The organism is Streptosporangium canum, assembly GCF_900113865.1.
GTDB classification, from domain to species: domain Bacteria; phylum Actinomycetota; class Actinomycetes; order Streptosporangiales; family Streptosporangiaceae; genus Streptosporangium; species Streptosporangium canum.
In genome coordinates this window covers 216,919-235,110 of sequence record NZ_FOQY01000012.1, presented here as the reverse complement: position 1 = coordinate 235,110, position 18,192 = coordinate 216,919, and the positions used below count along the sequence as shown (strand labels likewise).

Genomic DNA, 18,192 nt, shown 5'->3' with positions numbered 1-18,192 from the left:
TCGTACGGCGGGGGGTCATTCTCCGCGCAGGTCAGCCAGCAGGCCCGCGAGCTCGTCCGGCTTGACGATCACCTCCCGGGCCTTCGACCCCTCGCTCGGCCCGACCACGTTCCTGCTCTCCAGCAGGTCCATCAGGCGACCCGCCTTGGCGAAACCGACCCGCAGCTTGCGCTGGAGCATCGAGGTCGAGCCGAACTGGGTGGTCACGATCAGCTCGGCCGCCTGGATCAGCAGGTCGAGGTCGTCGCCGATGTCCTCGTCGATCTCCTTCTTGGCGGTCGCGGCGGCGGCCACGTCGTCGCGGTACTCGACCTGCATCTGGGTCTTGCAGTGGGCGACGACCTCGTTGATCTCCTTCTCGGAGACGAAGGCGTTCTGCAGCCGCATGGGCTTGCTGGCGCCCATCGGCAGGAACAGGGCGTCACCCTGGCCGACCAGCTTCTCGGCGCCCGGCTGGTCCAGGATGACCCGGCTGTCGGCGAGGCTGGAGGTGGCGAACGCGAGGCGGGAGGGCACGTTGGCCTTGATCAGGCCGGTGACGACGTCCACCGACGGGCGCTGGGTGGCGATCACCAGGTGGATGCCCGCCGCACGGGCGAGCTGGGTGATGCGGACGATGGAGTCCTCGACGTCGCGGGGGGCGACCATCATCAGGTCGGCGAGCTCGTCCACGATCACCAGCAGGTAGGGGTAGGGCTGGTAGACCCGCTCGCTGCCCGGCGGCGGCACCAGCTTGCCCGCCCGCACGGCCTTGTTGAAGTCGTCGACGTGCCGGAACCCGCTGGCGGCCAGGTCGTCGTAGCGGCGGTCCATCTCGCCCACCACCCACTCCAGCGCCTCGGCGGCCTTCTTGGGGTTGGTGATGATCGGCGTGATGAGGTGCGGGATGCCCTCGTAGACGCTCAGCTCGACCCGCTTGGGGTCGACGAGCACCATGCGGACCTCGTCCGGGGTGGCGCGCATCAGGATCGAGGAGATGAGGCCGTTGACGCAGACCGACTTGCCGGCGCCGGTGGCGCCCGCGATGAGCAGGTGCGGCATCTTGGCCAGGTTGGCCACGATCGTGCGGCCCTCGACGTCCTTGCCGAGGCCGACGATCATCGGGTGCTGGTCGGCCTGGGCCACCTGGGAGCGCAGGATGTCGCCCAGCGACACGAGGTCCTTGTCGGTGTTGGGGATCTCCACGCCGATGGCCGACTTGCCGGGGATCGGGCTCAGGATCCGGACGTCGGCCGACTTGACCGCGTAGGCGATGTTCTTGGTGAGCGCGGTGACCTTCTCGACCTTGACGGCCGGGCCGAGCTCGATCTCGTAGCGCGTCACCGTCGGCCCGCGGGTGAACCCGATCACCTGGGCGTCGATGGTGAACTGCTCCAGCACGCTGGTCAGCGCGTTGACCACGACCGTGTTGGCCTTCGTCTGCGGCTTGGGCGCGCTGCCCGGGCGCAGGAGCTGCGAGTCCGGCAGGGTGTAGGGGCCGGCCTGCGAGGAGAGCACGAGCTGCTCCACCTTGCGCGGCGCCGGAGTCGGCTCTGGCGGATCGGCCCTGGGGACCGCGGACTCCTCCTCGTCCGCCGGCCCCGGCACGATCTCCGGGGAGTGCTCGGCGCCCTGCTTGTTCTGCGACTCGGTGACGACCGGGGTGTCGTACGGCTTGATGTGGTCGCCGACCTCCGGTCCCTCGTCCGGCTTCTTGCGCGAGGGCCGCTTCCTGGGCTCGCGGGGCTTGGCCGGGAGGTCCCTGTTGAAGAGCATGTGCTTGATCTCCGCCAGCCGCTCCGGGATCCGGTGCACCGGCGTGGCGGTGATCACCAGGATGCCGAAGCCGGACAGGATCAGCAGCAGCGGGATGGTGACGAAGGCGGGCAGGATGCTCGCCGGAGGCGCCGAGACGACAAAGCCGATCATGCCGCCGGCGGCCGACACCTTGTCCATCCCGTCGGATGCGCCGCCCGACGGGTACGGCGTGTCGTGCACGACGTGCACGACGCCGAGGACGCCGACGGTGAGAGCCGACCACCCGATGATCATCCGGCCGGTGTCGGCGTTCTGGTCCGGGTGGCGCAGCAGCCGCCAGGCCAGCAGCGCCAGCAGGATCGGGATCAGCCAGGCCAGCGAGCCGAAGACGCCGTGCATGACGGCGTTGACCACCGCGGAGACCGTGCCCGTGCTCTCCCGCCAGGTCATCGCGGCCAGCACGATCGCCCCGGAGAACACCGCCAGGCCGAGCCCGTCGCGGCGGTGCACCGGATCCAGCTCCCGCGCGTTCTGGCCGAGGGCCCGCGCCGCGCTGCCGATGCCGCCCGCGAGCAGCATCCACATCCCCATGAACAATTTGCCGATCATGGTGAAGACCCAGCCGATCGGGTCCTGGTTCGGCGTGACGGGCCTGCGGGCCTGGGCCGTGGTCTTGGTCTTCGCCCGCGGGGCGGCCCCCCGCCTGGCGGGAGCCCTGCGGGGCGAGGGGGACCCGGACCGGCCAGAGGACCCCTTGGCAGGGGTCTTGCCTGAGGCGCCTTTAGACGTACGGGTGGCCATGCTAGTGAGGCTAACGAGACGGATGGTGGATCGCGCGGAGGCTCGCCGGGAGCGGCGCGAACCGTACCCGAACGCGTACGGCGGATCAATCATCGCCGCGCGACCGGCGCGCCGACGCCGGGGGGAGCGGGCCGTACGGCGGCCGGCGGGGGGTTCAACCGCGGCATGTCGGCGGCCGAGGCCTCGGGGGGGAGCGGGCCGTACGGCGGCCGGTGGGACCGCCGTACGGCGAGCGGGTCAGACCTCGATCACCACGGGGATGATCATCGGGCGGCGGCGGTAGGTGTCGCTCACCCAGCGCCCGACGGTCCTGCGGACCACCCGGCGGATCTGCTGGACGTCCATCATCCCGTCGGCCGTGTGCTCCTCCACGGCCTTCTCGATCTGCGGGATGACCTCCTCCAGGCGGTCGGGGTCGATGCCCGATCCCCTGGCGTGGATCTCCGGGCCGCCGGCGAGCTTGCCGTTGGCGGTGTCGACCACGATGACGACGGAGATGAAGCCCTCCTCGCCCAGGATCCGCCGGTCCTTCAGCGCGTAGTCGGTGACGTCGCCCACCGAGGTGCCGTCCACGTAGACGTAGCCGGCGGGGATCGCACCCACGATCTTCGCGCGGCCGTCGAGCAGGTCGACCACGACGCCGTCCTCGGCGATCACGATGTGGTCGTCGGGCACCCCGGACAGCGCGGCGATCTTGGCGTGCGCCCGCATGTGCCGCCACTCGCCGTGCACCGGCATGAAGTTGGACGGCCTGGTCACGTTGAGCAGGTAGAGCAGCTCGCCCGCGGCGGCGTGCCCGGAGACGTGCACCTTCGCGTTGCCCTTGTGCACCACGCGGGCGCCCCACCGGGCCAGCCCGTTGATCACCTTGTTGACCGAGGTCTCGTTGCCGGGCACCAGCGAGGAGGCCAGCAGCACGGTGTCGCCCTCGGCGACCCTGATCGGGTGGTCGCGGTTGGCCATGCGCGACAGCGCGGCCATCGGCTCGCCCTGGGACCCGGTGCAGATCAGCACCACGTCCTCCGGCGGCCAGGTCTCGATCTCCTTGGAGTCGACGATCAGGCCCGGCGGCACCCTGAGGTAGCCGAGATCACGGGCGATGCCCATGTTGCGCACCATGGAGCGGCCGACCAGCGCGACCTTGCGGCCGTGCTTGTGCGCGGCGTCCATGACCTGCTGGACGCGGTGGACGTGGGAGGCGAAGCTCGCCACGATCACGCGCTTCTGGGCGGTGCGGACCACCTCGTCGATGACCGGCGCGATCTCCCGCTCACTGGTGACGAAGCCCGGCACCTCCGCGTTCGTCGAGTCGGACATCAGCAGGTCGACGCCCTCGGCGCCGAGCCTGGCGAAGCCGCCCAGGTCGGTCAGCCGCCCGTCGCTGGGCAGCTGGTCCATCCGGAAGTCACCGGTGTGCAGCACGATGCCCGCGGGGGTCCTGACCGCGACGGCCAGCGCGTCCGGGATCGAGTGGTTGACCGCGAAGAACTCGCACTCGAACGGCCCGAACCGGTGCCGCTCCCCCTCGACGACCTCGAGCTTGGACGGTTGGATGCGGTGCTCGGTGAGCTTCGCCTCGATCAGCGCCAGCGTCAGCTTCGATCCCACGACCGGGATGTCGCGGCGCTCCCGCAGCAGGTACGGCACGGCGCCGATGTGGTCCTCGTGCCCATGGGTCAGCACCACGGCCTCGACGTCGTCCAGGCGGTCCCGGATGTATTCGAAGTCGGGCAGGATCAGGTCGATGCCCGGCTGGTCGGGCTCGGGGAACAGCACCCCGCAGTCGATGATCAGCAGACGGCCGTCGTACTCGAACACCGCCATGTTGCGGCCGATCTCACCGAGACCGCCCAGCGCGACGATGCGCAGCGCGCCTTCGGGCAGCAGCGGCGGCGGCCCGAGTTCGGGATGGGGGTGACTCATGCGGTCACACCTCTCTTACAGGTCTCACAAGCGTGGGCTGGTCCCCCGGTCGGCAGGACTGCTCCCTCGCCGAGCACTCCGGTCTTCAGCGGACCGTTGTTTCCTCTGTTGTTCAAACTCCCGTTCCTCCCCACTGCGACCGATACCGGTCGCGACGTTCCTTCTCATGAAACAACCCCGTCGGACAGCTTCACGCCGCCCGCGATCAAGTCTTCTCTCAGCCGCGCGACCTGCTCTTCGGTGGCCTCCACCAGTGGCAGTCGCGCCGGTCCCGCGGATCGCCCCACCAGGGTCAGCGCCGCCTTCGCCATGATCGCACCGCCGGCCTGCGTCATGATCCCGGAGATCACCGGGAGCAGCCTGCGGTGGACGGCGAGCGCGCCCGAGACGTCGCCCGAGCGGTACAGCCCGATCATCGCGGCGATCTCCGCGCCGACGACGTGCCCGACGACGCTGACGCACCCGGCGGCCCCGACCGACAGCCACGGCAGGTTGAGCGTGTCGTCACCGGAGTAGAACGCCAGGTCGGTGGCCGCCATGATCTGCGACCCGGCGAACAGGTCGGCCTTGGCGTCCTTCACCGCGACGATCCGCTCGTGGCGGGCGAGCCGTACGAGGGTGGCGGTCTGGATCGGCACGCCGCTGCGGCTGGGAATGTCGTAGAGCATGACCGGCAGGCCGGTGGCGTCGGCGACGGCGGTGAAGTGGCGGTAGAGCCCCTCCTGCGGCGGCTTGCTGTAGTACGGCGTCACCAGCAGGAGGCCGTGGGCCCCCGCGCGCTCGGCGCCGCGGGCCAGCCCGACGCTGTGGTGGGTGTCGTTGCTGCCCGCTCCGGCCACGACGGCGGCGCGATCGCCGACCGCCTCGACGACGGCGCGCAGGAGGCGCTCCTTCTCGTCGTCGGAGGTGGTCGGGGACTCACCCGTCGTGCCGCTCACGACGAGGCCGTCGTTGCGCTGCTCGTCCACCAGGTAGGTGGCAAGGCGCTGCGCCCCCTCGTAGTCGACCGCGCCGTCATCGGTGAACGGCGTGACCATGGCGGTCAGCATGCGACCGAAGGGTGCGTCGGAGGTTCCAGTTGGCGCTGCCATAGACCGAACGGTACCCGGATCCACCCAAACGGTGGACCCCGCCACCCCGCCTAGCCTCGGTACACCTTCGGACCGAAGGGTGAAAACCCTCCTGAGACACCTCGTCCCCTGCCGTAAAGGCGGATACGCCACGCTGCCCGGCGGCGCCGGACCGCCTCCGGGCGGGTACGGCCGCCGCCCGGTCGACAGGGAGCAACAAATGTTCGATATGTGAGTAAAAAAGAAGTAAGAGGAACTATGTCCACTTCAGAGTGATCATCTTTTCCCGCAGACATGAAAGAAGCCGCCGATATGTGCTCGGGGGTACACACATCGACGGCTTCTATCGTTGAATCGCGGACGCTTACGCGGGTGTTACACGGTCTCTGAGATATTTTCTGCCACTTTTCAGAGCGCCCCCAAAGTTGGAGCTCCAAATTGCCGCCATTACCCTGAGTTGTCCATCGAATACGACAGGATGGGACGACGCCTGTCGAACCCAGGGATGGACACGTGGCAACCTCCGATCCTGTCTACCTGCGCGTCGTCGCCGATATCCGCCGGCAGATCGTCGACGGCTCCCTTCCCCCCGGCGCGCCGATCCCCTCCCGCGCCCAGCTCACCCGCAAGTACGGCGTGGGCGAGACGGCCGCCCGCCACGCGCTGCGCGTGCTCGCGGCCGAGGGCCTGATCGTCGGCCGCGTCGGCTCGGGCCACTACGTCCGCGACCGTCCCGTGCTGCTCCCCCTGCACCGCTGGCGCTTCCACGACCACCATGCCCCCTTCGGAGCCGACATCCAGTCGCAGGGCGCCCGTGCCACCTGGGAGTGGCGGAGCGAGCCCGCCGAGGCCTCTCCGGACATCGCCCAGCGCCTGCGCCTGGACGACTCCGCCCCGGTGACCCGCACCCACTACGTCTTCCGGGGCGACGGCAGGCCGGTCCAGCTCGCCACCTCCTACGAGCCCGCCGAGTTCAGCGGGCCTCCCGCCGAGGAGAGCCCCCGCGGCCTGGTCGCCCGGTTGTCCGCCCTCGGCGTCAAGGTCACCGAAATAGTGGAGCAGGTCTACACCCGCGTCCCCCAGCCCGCCGAGAGCGACACCCTCGCCCTCCCCGCGGGTGTCCACGTCCTGCACGTGGAGCGCACCCACTGGGCCGGCGACCGCCCGGTCGAGACCAGCGACATCGTCATCCCCGGCGACCGCTTCCGCCTGGTCTACGCCCACTCCCTGCACCCCTGAGCGGCCCGGACGGGCGGTCCCGGCACGCAGCCCGGCCGATCCGGCACGCAGCGCGGGCGGTCCCGGAACGCAGCGCGGGTGGTCCCGCCACAGCCCGGCCGGTCCCGGCCCGGCCCGGACGCCCGCCCCTCCCCGACGGCCGCCGACGGACCGCTTCGGGGCCCTCCGTGGGCCCGTGAGCGCCAGGCCCGCCCACGGCCCCACGGAGGAAGGTTCGGATCAGACGTGGGTGACCAGGAGGGTCACGCCCGCCTCGCCCCCGCAGTCGACGAAAACAGGACCGATGCCGTTGCCGATCTCGCGGGAGAGGGTCGCCTTCGCCACGAATCCGTCCGGGTTGTCGTCGATGATGCGGATGTTCTTCAGCACCGGCCTGCCGCCGAACCCGCTGAGCACGGCGTTGAGCTTCCTGCCTCCGCCGCAGTGGCCGGTGATCGTCACCTCTTCGCCTCGCCTGGCGGTGGGGTTGGGGCTGACCTGGACGACCGCCCTGGCGCCCTTCGGCGGCCGCGGCGCAGCCGCCTCGGTTGTGATCGTGCCGGCCGCACTGGTCGTGCCGGTTGTGCCGGTCGTGCCGGTCGTGCCGGTCGTGCCGGTCGTGCCGGTCGTGCCGGTCGTGCCGACCTTGTCACCGGCGAACGCACCGCCGGCGCCCAGCCCGAGCACCCCGGCGGTCAAACTCGCTCCGAGGAGCACGGCGATCGTCTTCTTGCGCATGGCGACTCCTTCACGGCGGGCTTTCGGCCCACACGACTGCGGTGATCCCTTGTCGTGCCGGATCTGTCCGGTAGGTAGCCGACGGGGTCACCACTGGTTCTCGCCAACCTGAACTGTGACGTGCATCACAGCCGGACGCGGTCCAGCGGTGACCGCGACGGCCAAGGCCGGACTGTCGGTGCGCCCTGGTAGAACCGACCTGATTTCCCGAGCCGGAGGTGCCGATTGCGCGTCAAGGACATGCCGCCCAACGACCAGCCGCGCGAGCGGCTCCTGTCGAGTGGCGCGACCGCCCTGGCCGACCGGGAGCTGCTCGCCCTGCTGATCGGCTCGGGGAGCCGGGGCGCCAACGCGGTCGAGCTCGCCTCCCATCTGATCGCCCACTGCGGCGACCTGCGCGGGCTGGCCCGCTCCGACGCCCACCGCCTGATGTCGGTCCCCGGCATCGGCCCGGCCAAGGCCGCCCGGGTCGTCGCCGCCTTCCACCTCGTACGGCAGGCGCAGTCGGAGCCGGAGCGCCGCCGGATCACCTGCTCGGGGGATCTCGCCGCCGTCGCCTCCCCGCTCCTGCGCGGCCTCAGCCACGAACGCGTGGTCGTGGTGGTCTGCGACCCGGCCGGCGCGGTGACCCGCAAGACGATCGTCAGCGAGGGCGGCAGCGACCACGCCCCGGCCCCGGTCCGCGAGATCATCACCACCGTCCTCACCTCCGGCGGCTCCTCGTTCGGCCTGGCCCACAACCATCCCAGCGGCTCCCTCGACCCCAGCCCGGCCGACCTGGAGGTCACCGCCCGCCTCGGCGAGGCCGCCGAGACCGTCGGCCTCCGCCTCCTCGACCACGTGATCGTCACCGACACCGCCTGGCGCCGCATCGCCGCCTGAGGCGGCCTCCACCTGACGGCGCTCCCGCCTGACAGCGGCTCGCGCGGCTGCAAGTCGTTTGACCGTGGCTCATTTGACGGTGACTCGCCAGCGGCCCCCTCGACGGAGCTCTCTTGCCGGTGGTCCCGCGCCACCCGGTTGGCGCGGGACCACCGCCTGCCCCCGGCGGGCGGATTCATGGGATGGCCCGCCGGGAGCGAGACCCGGCGGGCGGTGGGGAAGAGATGCCCGCCGGGAACTTGGATGGTGGTCCCGCATCCGCCCTTCAACGGATGTGGGACCACCGCCCTGCCTCCCCGACCGTCATGGCCCATCGGAGAGGCAGGGAGCTTATGGAATGCCCTGACAGAGCCGCACGGGCTCTCCTGCCGGGCGTGCCTGGCCGGCCGTCAACGGGCACTGCCGATCAGCAGGCGGAGCCACAACGCCTCTACCCGGCCCGAAAGCGCCCAGGGCGACTCGTGCACGGTCGCCACTCCTCTCAGCCGGTGCGTCCGCCGTACGAACATCAACCCACCCGCCCGGCACAGCTCGTAGAAAGTCGCCCGGCAGTCACAGGTGTGCTCCTTCACCTTCACCCGATCGGCCCTCGGCACCTCCGGCCGCCAGTCGATCACCTCATGCGTCGCCTGCAACGGCGCAAGATGGTGCCCGTGATGCCGCTCCCCCCACGCCACGACCACCGTTCACCCCTCGCTCCCGCCCGATCACTCAAGGATCATAGTTCACATTAATCCCAGTGGTCTACTACACCTATTCATTAGTTGACCAGACGTCTGGTTTCTGGCTAGACGTACCTTTTGGTCTATCATGCAGGGCATGCTTGACCGTGAGGGCCCAGTACCGGTGTACAAGCAGGTCGCCGAGATGATTCGCATGCGCATCATGGCCGGTGATCTCGGACCCGGCGAAGCCGTGCCCAGCGAGGCCGAGCTTGAGATCGAGTACGGCATCGCCAAGACGACGGCACGCCGGGTCGCCCGCGAACTCCGCGAGCAGGGACTCGCCTACACGGTCCAGGGAGAGGGCACCTTCGTCGGTGAGCCGGGAACCCCGAGGCCGGCCGATCAGATTCCGGTGTACCAGCAGATCGCGGCGGGGATTCAGCGCCGGATCGAGGCGGGTGAACTGCTGCCGAACCGGCGCATCCCCAGCGAGAAGGAGCTGATGCGCAAGCACGGCGTCGCGAAAGCCACCGTGCGCCAGGCGATGGCCTTCCTGCGCGATCAGGGATGGGTGTTCACCGTGGAGTATCGCGGCACGTACGTGTCACCCGCCGAGAGCTGGCCCCGACCGACAAAATAGCCAAGATGCCCGCAAACCAGTCACCATAGGTCTACCACCCATATCAATTGGTGTGGTTCACCACTCCGGTTCCTGACGCCCCGTTACCGTGTGGCTGTGCTGGATCACGAGGGCGACACCCATCTGTACGTTCAGATAGCCGACGTCATTCGGCGGCGCATCTTGGCAGGTGGGCTCGCTCCCGGCGACGCCGTACCGAGTGAGACCGAGCTGCGGCGCGAGTTCGGCGTCGCCAGGACCACTGCCCGGCGAGCGATCAGAGTGCTCCGGGACGAGGGTCTCATCCATACGGCACAGGGCGAGGGCACGTTCGTCGGCCCGGCCGGTCAGACCCGGCGTAAACCGCACAAGACAGCGCTCTACCAGATGATCGCCAAGAGCCTGGTCCGCCGCATCAGACACGGTGATCTCAAACCCCGGCGCCCCATACCGAGCGAAAGCGCTTTGATGCAGCAGCACGGTGTCGCCCGGGAGACGGTGCGTCGCGCGATCGGTCTTCTCCGGGAACAGGGATGGGTCTACACGGTGCCTCATCGCGGTACGTACGTGTCACAGCCCGAGGAGTGGCCCGACTCGGCGAAATTCCCCCCTCCCGTGACCGAGGCGGAGCGAGAGCGGGCGCTCGCCGGCACCGAGGGCATCGGGCCCATCCTCGACGGACTCTGGGCCGAAGGGCGCTGAAGAGACAAGCTCGGCTCCGTACCCACGGAAATCCATCCCGCATCCGGAGACAGAGCGACTTCTGCCGCTCTTCACCGGAGCCGCCGAAGCCCTGCATGTCGCATGCGGGTGAGGGCGAGCCACCGGGTCCCGGCTGCGATCGTGGTCGAACACCGCGACCGGTTCGCCCGGTTCGCAGCCGAGTACGTTGAGGCGGCCCTGCGCGCCCAAGGCCGCCACCTGCTCGTCTATCGACCCCGCCGAGGTCGATGACGACCAAAACCACGTGGAACAGTGGCAGGCTCGTCGTCGCACCGGCGAAACGGGAACCCCGGAAACGGGGAACGCTCCGGCGCAAGCCGGAAGCCGCCTGAGAGCGCGCTTACCGAAGCACACTCGCAGGTAACGGTTTCCAGCATTCCCCCACTGTCACCGCTGTATAGGACCGGAGCTGTCCTATACAGGGCACATGGTGGGCGGCATGAGCACAGCAGAGCCCTTCCGCATCGACGTCCCGCAGGCCGAACTCGACGACCTGCGCGACCGGCTGGCCCGCACCCGCTGGCCGGACGAGCTCCCCGGCGTCGGCTGGACCTACGGGGTGAACAAGGACTACCTCGTCGAGCTGGTCGAGCACTGGCGCACCGGCTACGACTGGCGCGGGCACGAGGCCCGCCTCAACGAGATCCCGCAGTTCACCACGGAGATCGACGGTCAGAACGTCCACTTCCTGCACGCGCGCTCGCCCGAGCCGGACGCCACCCCGCTGATCATCACGCATGGGTGGCCGAGTACGGTGTACGACTTCCTCGACGTCCTCGGACCGCTGACCGACCCTCGATCGCACGGCGGGGATCCCGCGGACGCCTTCCACGTGGTCGCCCCGTCGGTACCGGGCTTCGCGTTCTCCGGGCCGACGCGGGAGACCGGCTGGGGCGTCAACCGTACGGCGCGGGCCTGGGCCGAGCTGATGCGACGGCTGGGATACCACCGCTACGGCGCCCAGGGCGGCGACTTCGGCAGCATCGTCTCCCCGGAGCTCGGCCGGTTCGACCCGGAGCACGTCATCGGCGTCCACGTCAACGCGCTGGCCAACGCCGCGACCCCGGTCGACCCCGGCGAGCTGGACACGCTCTCCGAGGCGGATCGGGAACAGGCCGCGCAGAACCAGAGGTGGTGGTACGGCCGCTCCGGCTACGCCACCCAGATGTCCACCCGGCCGCAGACCGTCGCCTACGCGCTCAACGACTCCCCCGCCGGGCAGCTCGCGTGGAACCTGGAATGGTTCGTGGACTGGGACCCCACTCAGACGGAGCGGACCCCCGTCGACCGGGACACCGTCCTGACCAACGTCACGATCTTCTGGCTGACCGCGACCGCGGGATCGGCCGCGCGGCTCTACCTGGAGTCCGGATCGGAGGCGTGGGGCCGACGTCCCGCACCTTCGCCGGTTCCGACGGGCGTGGCGAACTTCCTCGGCGACCGGGCGATCCGCGGGCTGGCGGAGCTGTCGAACACGATCACCCACTGGTCACGGTTCCCCAGCGGGGGGCACTTCGCGTCGCTCCAGGCTCCGGATCTGCTGGTCTCGGACATCCGGCGGTTCTTCCGTACGGTGCGCCCGCGGTAGCCGGCCGGTCGAGCATGCCCGATCCGGGCGCCGGCACGCGCGGCGGGCGTCACCGGATGCATCATGGGCCTAAGGCACGACCATGGAATGGAGCCCATGCCCTCACCATCGCGGTCCCGTCGCGCCGCCGTTGCCCGTCGGGCGACGGCCGGAGGCGGGCTGGCGGCCACGCCCATCCTCGACTGGGGGCATCCCCGGGTCCTGGAGTTGGCGGCCGAAGTCCAGCCCCTGGGCACCGGGACGGGCCGGGACCTGCTGATCACGGCCCACCGGCTCAGCGCGGCACCGCCCGAAGTCTGGCAGGCAAGCCTTCTCAAGCAGGAGGAACGGCGGCCCGTGTCCCGCCGGATACCCCGGTCGGATGGCTCTCACAGCCGCCCGACTGCCGGACGCGGCTGCCCCGAACCGCCAGACAGATCAGAGATGGCCGAGAAGCCAGAGCAGATCAACAAGGAGATGATATCATTTTCTTGCAGCAAAATGATATCGTGAAGTCGTGAAACAGTTACTGCTCCGCATTGATGACGATCTGCACCAGCGCATCACGCGCAGGGCCCGTCGCACTGGCCGCTCCATCAATGCGACCGCTGGAGAGATCCTCGCTCGCGGCGTATCAGAGGAAGTCCTCGATGCCCGAGCGGAGCTGCGTGCGCGTGCGCGCCGCCTCAACGTCCTCGCCGAATCTCCCCCCGCCCCTCCCGTGACCGAAGCGGAGCGAGAGCGGGCACTCGCCAGCACCGAGGGCATCGGGCCCATCCTCGACGAACTCTGGGCCGAGGGGCGCTGACCGGCGTGCTCACCTATATCGACTCTTCCGTTCTGGCCTGCGCCTACCTCCGCTCCGAACCAGGTCACGCCCGAGCACGTGACCTCCTCGAAAATCACGACCACCTTCTCGTCACGGGCACCTTGACCGTGGTGGAAGTCACCGGCGTGCTTGTGCGCGCCGCCCGCTCCCACCGCCTGATCGACCTGAACACCACTCTCGCTACCCTGGCCGCAGACCTCGGAGAAGACGGCCCGGTCACTCTCCTGGCGGCCCCACGTGATTCGGTGGAACGCAGGGCTACCGAAATCGTCTATACGCACGCGTTACGTGCGCTCGATGGAATCCATCTCGCCATCGCCGAACTGGTCGCCACACCGCTCCTGGAAGAACCCGGAGACAAACTCGGCTTCGCCAGCCGCGACACCGCTCAGACCCAGGCAGCTGCGGCGCTCGGCTTCATACCAATGTGAAGCTATCCGCGCCTCGTCCCACGGCACGCGGAGAAGGCCCGCGACGGCGGGCCGCTCGCTACCTGCTCTTCTTCTTGCGGGCCTTGCGCTTGACCTCGACCCCGCCCCAGAAGGCGAACCCCGTCACCACGATCCGGGGCGCGCCGGGCCGGCCGACCCCGCTCGCCTCATGGCCGAACCCGCCCATGAAGCCGAGCCCGGTGACGAACACCTCGGCGTCGTCGGGCACGACGACCTCGACACCCCCCATGACGGCGAACGCCCGGATCTTCATCTCCCGCCCGGTGAACACCGCCTCGCGGAGGTCGATCTTGCCGCCGCCCCAGAAGGCCAGGGCGGTGAAGTTCCGGGGAGCCCGCCAGCGGCCGGCGCGCTTGAAGCCACTCATGATCCCGACGGCGACGCCGCTGGTCGGCGCGTCCGCGTCATAATCGATGGGGCTCGGCGTGGCCGTCGACCGGGAGACGTCCGGCAGATCGACGGTGAGCAGTTCCAGGTCGGCGTAGGTCTTGGCGGTGTAGACCGCCGCCAGCCTTTCCTCGAACTCGTCCATGGTCAGCCGGCCGTCGCCGACCGCGTTGCGGAGAATTGCGGAAGTCTGATCGCGGTCACTGTCAGCGGCTCGTATTTCCCGCGGATCCCGGTCTGGAAGGGTCGCCATGCCTTGGAGACTAAAGGGTCGATCGCCGGGACAGGCCCTCAGATGCCGACCTGACGGGGCTTTCGTCGGAGGCCGGGCGCGGATTTCCGAAGGGCCGCGCCGATCCCGGCGGGCGAGCCCTCCCCGGGGGAGCGGCCGCCCCTGGCCGGATCGGGCGGGTCCCCCGGTTCCGCTGCCACGCTAGTCCGGCGGCTTGGCGGCGATGACCTGGGTCTTGATGATGTTCGGGGGCTTCTCGAAGAGATCGGGGGCCCGCTCCGTCAGGGCCTTGGCGATCTCACCCTGCAGGTGGGCCTCGCGGCCCGGCTCGTCGGGGAAGAAGTCGACGATGGCGTAGAGCGAGGGGCTCATGCGGATCGCGAACCAGGCGGTGGTCGCGGGCTCCGCCTCGGCGAGCGGGAGCGCTTCCCTGAGGAAGCTCTCCACCTCGGCCTCCTTGCCGGGCTTGGCTTCGAGCGGAATGAGAAATCCCAGGGTGACCATGCGGGCTCCTGCCGGCTTCAGAGGGTTTCGCTGTCTCACCTCAGCGTCTCCGTCACAAGGGCACGATTACACCGCGGGTCGCCCCGGGACCTCTACGCGAAAAGACGCCACTCCCCCTGTCCGGTCACGCTCCGGTCCGCGACCGCAAGACTTCCAGGGCCCGATCGGCGTGGGCCTGCATGCTCGTCTCGCTGTGGATCACCTCCAGGAGGCGGCGGTCCACGTCGACGACGAAGGTCATCCGGCGGGTGAGGAAGGGGCCCACCGCGATGTTGCGCCGGGCGCCGAGCTGCCGGGCGACGGCGCCGTCCGGATCCGACAGCAGGGGGAAGCCCAGGTCGTAGGTGTCGGCGAACCGCCGCTGGCGGTCGACCGCGTCACGGCTGATCCCGACCCGGGTCGCCCCCACGGCGGCGAACTCGGCCGCCAGGTCCCGGAAATGGCAGCTCTCCGCCGTGCATCCCGACGTCATGGCGGCCGGGTAGAAGAACAGCACCGCCGGCCCCGCCGCCACGAGGTCGCTGAGCCGCCGTGACGTCCCGGTCTCGTCGAGCAGCTCGAAATCCTCGACCACGTCTCCCACCGCGAGACTTCCACCCACGACATGTCCTCCCTGTGCCACCGAACGGCTCCCGCCTCCGTACTTCGTGACCGGCGGGACCGGAGGCTGGTGCTCCGACCCCCCATTGTGGGTCGAGTCATCACTCAAGGGACACCTCCCCCGGCGGTCCCGCCGCGGAAACCGGGCACGACGTCTACGGGCCGGTTCCACAGGGGCGGCACCGCGCGGGCCTGAGCCTGTCACGGGGACCAGGGGGCGGGCGCCGACCGGGCCGGCCGGCGCGGTGGCGGGTCGCCATTCCTGTCGGCCCGACCAGGGCGGTGGCGGGTCGCCGTTCCGGCCCTACCGACCGGCGCGGTGGCGAGTCGCTGTTCCTGTCGGCTCGACCGGGGCGGTGGCGGGTCGCCGTTCCGTCCGCGCGCCCAGGCGACGCCACTCAAAGTGACGAATACATTGCTTATCGTTACGTTCAGTCGCATCAGTCACAGGAGGAACCATGCGCCACCAGCTTCTCGCAGTCCTCGTCACCGTCCCACTGATCACCTTCGGCGCCGGCGCCGTCCCGGCCACCGCCCGGCCCGCCGCGACGCAGGTGAACTACGCGGCCTTGGGCGACTCCTTCTCCTCCGGTTCCGGCGCCGGGGACTACGACCCCGACAGCGGGCTGTGCCGGCGCAGCGCCAACTCCCATCCGATCCTGTGGGCCCGCGCCAACCGTCCCGACGGTTTCAGGTACGAGGCGTGCGGCGGGGCGGTGACCGACGACGTGGTGGCGCGGCAGATCCCCGACGCCCTGGACGGCGAAACCACCCTGGTCACCGTCACGATCGGCGGCAACGACGCCAGCTTCGAGGCGGCCGTCGTCAACTGCGCCGTGGTCGGCGTCGAGGACGAGGACTGCGACCGCGTCCTCGACGACGCCGGGCGGTTCATCGACCAGAGGCTGCCCGGCAAGCTCGCCTGGACCTACGGCGCCATCCGTGACGCCGCCCCGGCGGCGGAGGTCCTGGTCGCCGGCTACCCGCACCTGTTCGAGCCGGGCCACCCGTTCGGCTGTGGCGTCGCCGAATGGAGGCGCAACCGCATGAACCTGCTCGCCGACCACCTCAACGCGGTCATCCGGGAGCAGGCCGAGAACGCCGGTTTCCGCTACGTCGACGTGCGCGACGCCTTCGCCGGGCACGGGGTGTGCGCTCCCGGCGGGATCCAGCGGGAGTGGATCACCCGCATCATGCCGACGAACACCTGGCAGTCCTACCACCCGAACCGGCGCGGGCAGTCCTCGGGCTACCTGCCCGCTCTCAGCGCCGCGACCGGCTGACCGGCCGACCACCGGCTCCCAGCACCGCCACCACCGGCTCCACCACCACCGGCTGACCGGCCGGCCACCGGCTCCCGGCACCGCCACCACCGGCTCTCGGCACCGTCGCCGGACACCCCGTGGACGGGACCCGGATCAGCCGGCCGTACCGGTGGGCGGACGCCGCGCCCTCCGCGGGCGCAGGCGGGTCACGACGGTGACGGGCGCGAGGATCGTGAACAGCAGCGGCACCGCGCCCGCCCAGAGCGGTGCGAGGTGCACCACCAGCGACGCGCAGAGCGCGCCGGCGGCCAGAGCCAGGACGATGACCGCGCGGCGGAGGGCGTCGGCGGTCCTGCGCGAGGCCAGCGACTGCAGCAGCGAGGTGAGGGTGCCGGTGACGAAGGTGGTCGTGATGCCGTCGACGTTGACGCGCCGGGCCGCCGCGGCCTGCAGGCCCATGGCGCAGGACGCCACGGCGATCAGCAGGAGCGTCGAGGTCGGCCCGGGTGCGGCGTCGCAGAGTATCCAGCCGGTGAGGAACACGACGTGGAGGGCGAGGCAGATCCAGAGCAGGCGGGTGACGGCCAGGGGCCACGACTCGTTCCCCCGGCCGCGGTCGGGCACCTTGAAGCCGATGAAGACCCCGATGGAGAAGATCACGCATGCGAGGCCGGAGCGTATCACGCGGATCTGCCAGTTCTCCCCGCCGACGAGTGCGACGAGGATCAGGTTGCCGGTCATGTTGGCGGTGAAGACGCCTCCGAGCGCCAGGAACGCGACCGCGTCCATCGCGCCCGCCCCCAGGGTCAGGAAGACCAGGACGACGTAGCTCCACCGGCGCGGATCGCCTCCCGCCGGCGAGGCGGCGGGAGGCGATCCGCGGGCGGGTGGCGGAGGCGGTTCCGCGTCGGAGTGGGCCATGGAGTCTTGGAGCGCTTCCCTGTCGTCCCGCCGGGGTCAGAACACCGGGATGATGTCCTCGGGGTCGAGGAAGTCGACCTCGACGCCTTCGATGTCGAGTTCGGGGATGGCCGGGAACTCGATCCCCCAGCGCTCCACGATGGCGCGGATCCGGGCCATCGCGACCCGCCAGTTCTCCGCCTGATCCTCGTAGGAGAGCACGCCGAGCCCGGCGTCGCGGGCGTGGTCCATCAGGACGCGGTGGTTGTGCAGGAAGTACGGGGGCAGTTCCCAGAAGCCGCCCGGCGGCTCCCAGAGGATCATGGAGAGGAAGACGAACCCGGCGCGGAGCTGGCGGGTGATCAGCGAGCGGGTGTCGTCGGTGAGGCCGGGCCACTCGTTCTCCAGGATGGTCATGCAGATCTGGAGATGGCGCGACTCGTCGCGGCCGATGCGGTGGAACATCTCGCTGAACACCGGGTGCTCGGTGCCGGTGGCCATGCCGCGGAACAGGGTGGAGGCGGCCATCTCACCCATCATGAAGCTGGTGAACAGCACCGGCAGGCTGTATTTGCCGACGGCACTGCTGTAGCCCGTCCAGTAGCGGCCGCCGTTGTGGTAGAGCCAGCCGATGTTGTTGTGGGCCGCCCTCTCCAGATCGGTGGCGGGGACCCAGTCGAGCGGCCCGCCCGGCCAGAGCCGGGCGATGGTCCGCTGGCAGCACTCCTCGTGGTTCATCTCGTCACGCGTGATCGAGAAGAAGCACTTGCGGACCGGGTCCTCCTCGTGCTTCTCGAACGCCTGGATGGTGGCGCGGGCGAAGACGGCCGGGCCCGAGGCGTCGAAGTTGGCCAGCACGGAGAACCAGTACATGATCCCGAGCCGCTGTTCGGCGGTGAAGTCGTCGGGGTCGAGGCCGTCCCAGGGCAGGTCGGCGGGGTTCCAGACCGTGCGCTTGGACTTCTCGTAGATGGCCGCCAGCTTGTCTGTCTCGACCCGCCATTCCATCGGGTAGATGTTCGGCTGAGGGATCTCCGGAGCGGGCCAGAAGCCGCCTTCGGGAATCGACAGGTCCGCCAT

General features: G+C 69.9%; 18 protein-coding genes and 1 pseudogene. 9 read left to right on the top strand and 10 right to left on the bottom strand.

Annotated features, from left to right (window positions below; genetic code table 11):
* Positions 1-15: 15 nt before the first annotated feature.
* The 3 genes from BM085_RS19980 to dapA form a co-directional block, all read right to left on the bottom strand.
* Positions 16-2,538 (bottom strand): DNA translocase FtsK, encoded by a 2,523-nt coding sequence (locus BM085_RS19980; protein ID WP_093888455.1) that lies wholly within the window; start codon positions 2,536-2,538, stop codon positions 16-18.
* Between the two features lie 237 nt (positions 2,539-2,775).
* Positions 2,776-4,461 (bottom strand): ribonuclease J, encoded by a 1,686-nt coding sequence (locus BM085_RS19975; protein ID WP_093888454.1) that lies wholly within the window; start codon positions 4,459-4,461, stop codon positions 2,776-2,778.
* Positions 4,462-4,625: 164 nt separating this feature from the next.
* Positions 4,626-5,552, bottom strand: coding sequence for a 4-hydroxy-tetrahydrodipicolinate synthase (dapA, locus tag BM085_RS19970; RefSeq protein WP_093888453.1), 927 nt, complete (start codon positions 5,550-5,552; stop codon positions 4,626-4,628).
* 492 nt (positions 5,553-6,044) lie between these two features.
* Between dapA and BM085_RS19965 the strand changes: the two genes are divergently transcribed.
* Positions 6,045-6,770, top strand: coding sequence for a GntR family transcriptional regulator (locus BM085_RS19965; protein WP_093888452.1), 726 nt, complete (start codon positions 6,045-6,047; stop codon positions 6,768-6,770).
* Between the two features lie 219 nt (positions 6,771-6,989).
* Here BM085_RS19965 and BM085_RS19960 read toward each other — a convergent pair whose 3' ends face one another.
* Positions 6,990-7,487: a hypothetical protein gene (locus BM085_RS19960; RefSeq protein WP_093888451.1), complete on the bottom strand. Its 498-nt coding sequence runs from the start codon at positions 7,485-7,487 to the stop codon at positions 6,990-6,992.
* Positions 7,488-7,712: 225 nt separating this feature from the next.
* On the opposite strand from BM085_RS19960, the gene BM085_RS19955 reads away from it, so the two are divergent.
* Positions 7,713-8,369, top strand: coding sequence for a JAB domain-containing protein (locus tag BM085_RS19955; RefSeq protein WP_093888450.1), 657 nt, complete (start codon positions 7,713-7,715; stop codon positions 8,367-8,369).
* A gap of 389 nt (positions 8,370-8,758) precedes the next feature.
* Here BM085_RS19955 and BM085_RS19950 read toward each other — a convergent pair whose 3' ends face one another.
* Positions 8,759-9,004 carry a hypothetical protein gene (locus BM085_RS19950; protein WP_245789451.1) on the bottom strand — a complete coding sequence of 82 codons (246 nt, stop codon included), beginning with the start codon at positions 9,002-9,004 and terminating at the stop codon, positions 8,759-8,761.
* A 184-nt stretch (positions 9,005-9,188) separates the two neighbouring features.
* Between BM085_RS19950 and BM085_RS19945 the strand changes: the two genes are divergently transcribed.
* The 6 genes and pseudogenes from BM085_RS19945 (at position 9,189) to BM085_RS19925 (ending at position 13,203) form a co-directional block, all read left to right on the top strand.
* The gene (locus BM085_RS19945; RefSeq protein WP_093888495.1) at positions 9,189-9,674 is read left to right on the top strand and encodes a GntR family transcriptional regulator; all 486 of its coding nucleotides are present in this window, start codon (positions 9,189-9,191) and stop codon (positions 9,672-9,674) included.
* A gap of 96 nt (positions 9,675-9,770) precedes the next feature.
* Positions 9,771-10,355: a GntR family transcriptional regulator gene (locus BM085_RS19940; RefSeq protein WP_093888494.1), complete on the top strand. Its 585-nt coding sequence runs from the start codon at positions 9,771-9,773 to the stop codon at positions 10,353-10,355.
* 138 nt (positions 10,356-10,493) lie between these two features.
* A pseudogene (locus tag BM085_RS19935) lies at positions 10,494-10,611 on the top strand (IS607 family transposase); the annotation flags it as partial.
* Positions 10,612-10,815: 204 nt separating this feature from the next.
* Entirely contained in the window at positions 10,816-11,964 is a 1,149-nt protein-coding gene (locus BM085_RS19930) for an epoxide hydrolase family protein (RefSeq protein WP_093888493.1), read from the top strand.
* Between the two features lie 496 nt (positions 11,965-12,460).
* Positions 12,461-12,751, top strand: a complete 291-nt coding sequence (locus BM085_RS44510) for a FitA-like ribbon-helix-helix domain-containing protein (RefSeq protein WP_177245174.1) — start codon at positions 12,461-12,463, stop codon at positions 12,749-12,751.
* A gap of 5 nt (positions 12,752-12,756) precedes the next feature.
* Positions 12,757-13,203 carry a type II toxin-antitoxin system VapC family toxin gene (locus BM085_RS19925; protein WP_177245173.1) on the top strand — a complete coding sequence of 149 codons (447 nt, stop codon included), beginning with the start codon at positions 12,757-12,759 and terminating at the stop codon, positions 13,201-13,203.
* Positions 13,204-13,261: 58 nt separating this feature from the next.
* Here the strand turns inward: BM085_RS19925 and BM085_RS19920 are convergent, their stop codons facing one another.
* The 3 genes from BM085_RS19920 to BM085_RS19910 form a co-directional block, all read right to left on the bottom strand.
* Positions 13,262-13,864 (bottom strand): DUF1707 SHOCT-like domain-containing protein, encoded by a 603-nt coding sequence (locus BM085_RS19920; protein WP_093888447.1) that lies wholly within the window; start codon positions 13,862-13,864, stop codon positions 13,262-13,264.
* A gap of 180 nt (positions 13,865-14,044) precedes the next feature.
* Positions 14,045-14,347: a putative quinol monooxygenase gene (locus tag BM085_RS19915; protein WP_093888446.1), complete on the bottom strand. Its 303-nt coding sequence runs from the start codon at positions 14,345-14,347 to the stop codon at positions 14,045-14,047.
* A 124-nt stretch (positions 14,348-14,471) separates the two neighbouring features.
* Entirely contained in the window at positions 14,472-14,948 is a 477-nt protein-coding gene (locus tag BM085_RS19910; protein WP_093888445.1) for a peroxiredoxin, read from the bottom strand.
* A 457-nt stretch (positions 14,949-15,405) separates the two neighbouring features.
* Between BM085_RS19910 and BM085_RS19905 the strand changes: the two genes are divergently transcribed.
* Positions 15,406-16,230, top strand: a complete 825-nt coding sequence (locus tag BM085_RS19905) for an SGNH/GDSL hydrolase family protein (RefSeq protein WP_093888444.1) — start codon at positions 15,406-15,408, stop codon at positions 16,228-16,230.
* A 135-nt stretch (positions 16,231-16,365) separates the two neighbouring features.
* Here BM085_RS19905 and BM085_RS19900 read toward each other — a convergent pair whose 3' ends face one another.
* Together BM085_RS19900 and BM085_RS19895 are read right to left on the bottom strand one after the other, a co-directional pair.
* The gene (locus BM085_RS19900; protein ID WP_093888443.1) at positions 16,366-17,133 is read right to left on the bottom strand and encodes a YoaK family protein; all 768 of its coding nucleotides are present in this window, start codon (positions 17,131-17,133) and stop codon (positions 16,366-16,368) included.
* Positions 17,134-17,169: 36 nt separating this feature from the next.
* Positions 17,170-18,192: a hypothetical protein gene (locus BM085_RS19895; RefSeq protein ID WP_093888442.1), complete on the bottom strand. Its 1,023-nt coding sequence runs from the start codon at positions 18,190-18,192 to the stop codon at positions 17,170-17,172.

Bases quoted from the DNA above. Each gene is read 5' to 3' on its own strand.
- BM085_RS19915 (WP_093888446.1), bottom strand. From the start codon at position 14,347: ATGGTCACCCTGGGATTTCTCATTCCGCTCGAAGCCAAGCCCGGCAAG.
- BM085_RS19900 (WP_093888443.1), bottom strand. From the start codon at position 17,133: ATGGCCCACTCCGACGCGGAACCGCCTCCGCCACCCGCCCGCGGATCG.
- BM085_RS19960 (WP_093888451.1), bottom strand. From the start codon at position 7,487: ATGCGCAAGAAGACGATCGCCGTGCTCCTCGGAGCGAGTTTGACCGCC.
- BM085_RS19905 (WP_093888444.1), top strand. From the start codon at position 15,406: ATGCGCCACCAGCTTCTCGCAGTCCTCGTCACCGTCCCACTGATCACC.
- BM085_RS19945 (WP_093888495.1), top strand. From the start codon at position 9,189: ATGCTTGACCGTGAGGGCCCAGTACCGGTGTACAAGCAGGTCGCCGAG.
- dapA (WP_093888453.1), bottom strand. From the start codon at position 5,552: ATGGCAGCGCCAACTGGAACCTCCGACGCACCCTTCGGTCGCATGCTG.
- BM085_RS19930 (WP_093888493.1), top strand. From the start codon at position 10,816: ATGAGCACAGCAGAGCCCTTCCGCATCGACGTCCCGCAGGCCGAACTC.
- BM085_RS19975 (WP_093888454.1), bottom strand. From the start codon at position 4,461: ATGAGTCACCCCCATCCCGAACTCGGGCCGCCGCCGCTGCTGCCCGAA.
- BM085_RS19980 (WP_093888455.1), bottom strand. From the start codon at position 2,538: ATGGCCACCCGTACGTCTAAAGGCGCCTCAGGCAAGACCCCTGCCAAG.
- BM085_RS19895 (WP_093888442.1), bottom strand. From the start codon at position 18,192: ATGGCGGACCTGTCGATTCCCGAAGGCGGCTTCTGGCCCGCTCCGGAG.
- BM085_RS19920 (WP_093888447.1), bottom strand. From the start codon at position 13,864: ATGGCGACCCTTCCAGACCGGGATCCGCGGGAAATACGAGCCGCTGAC.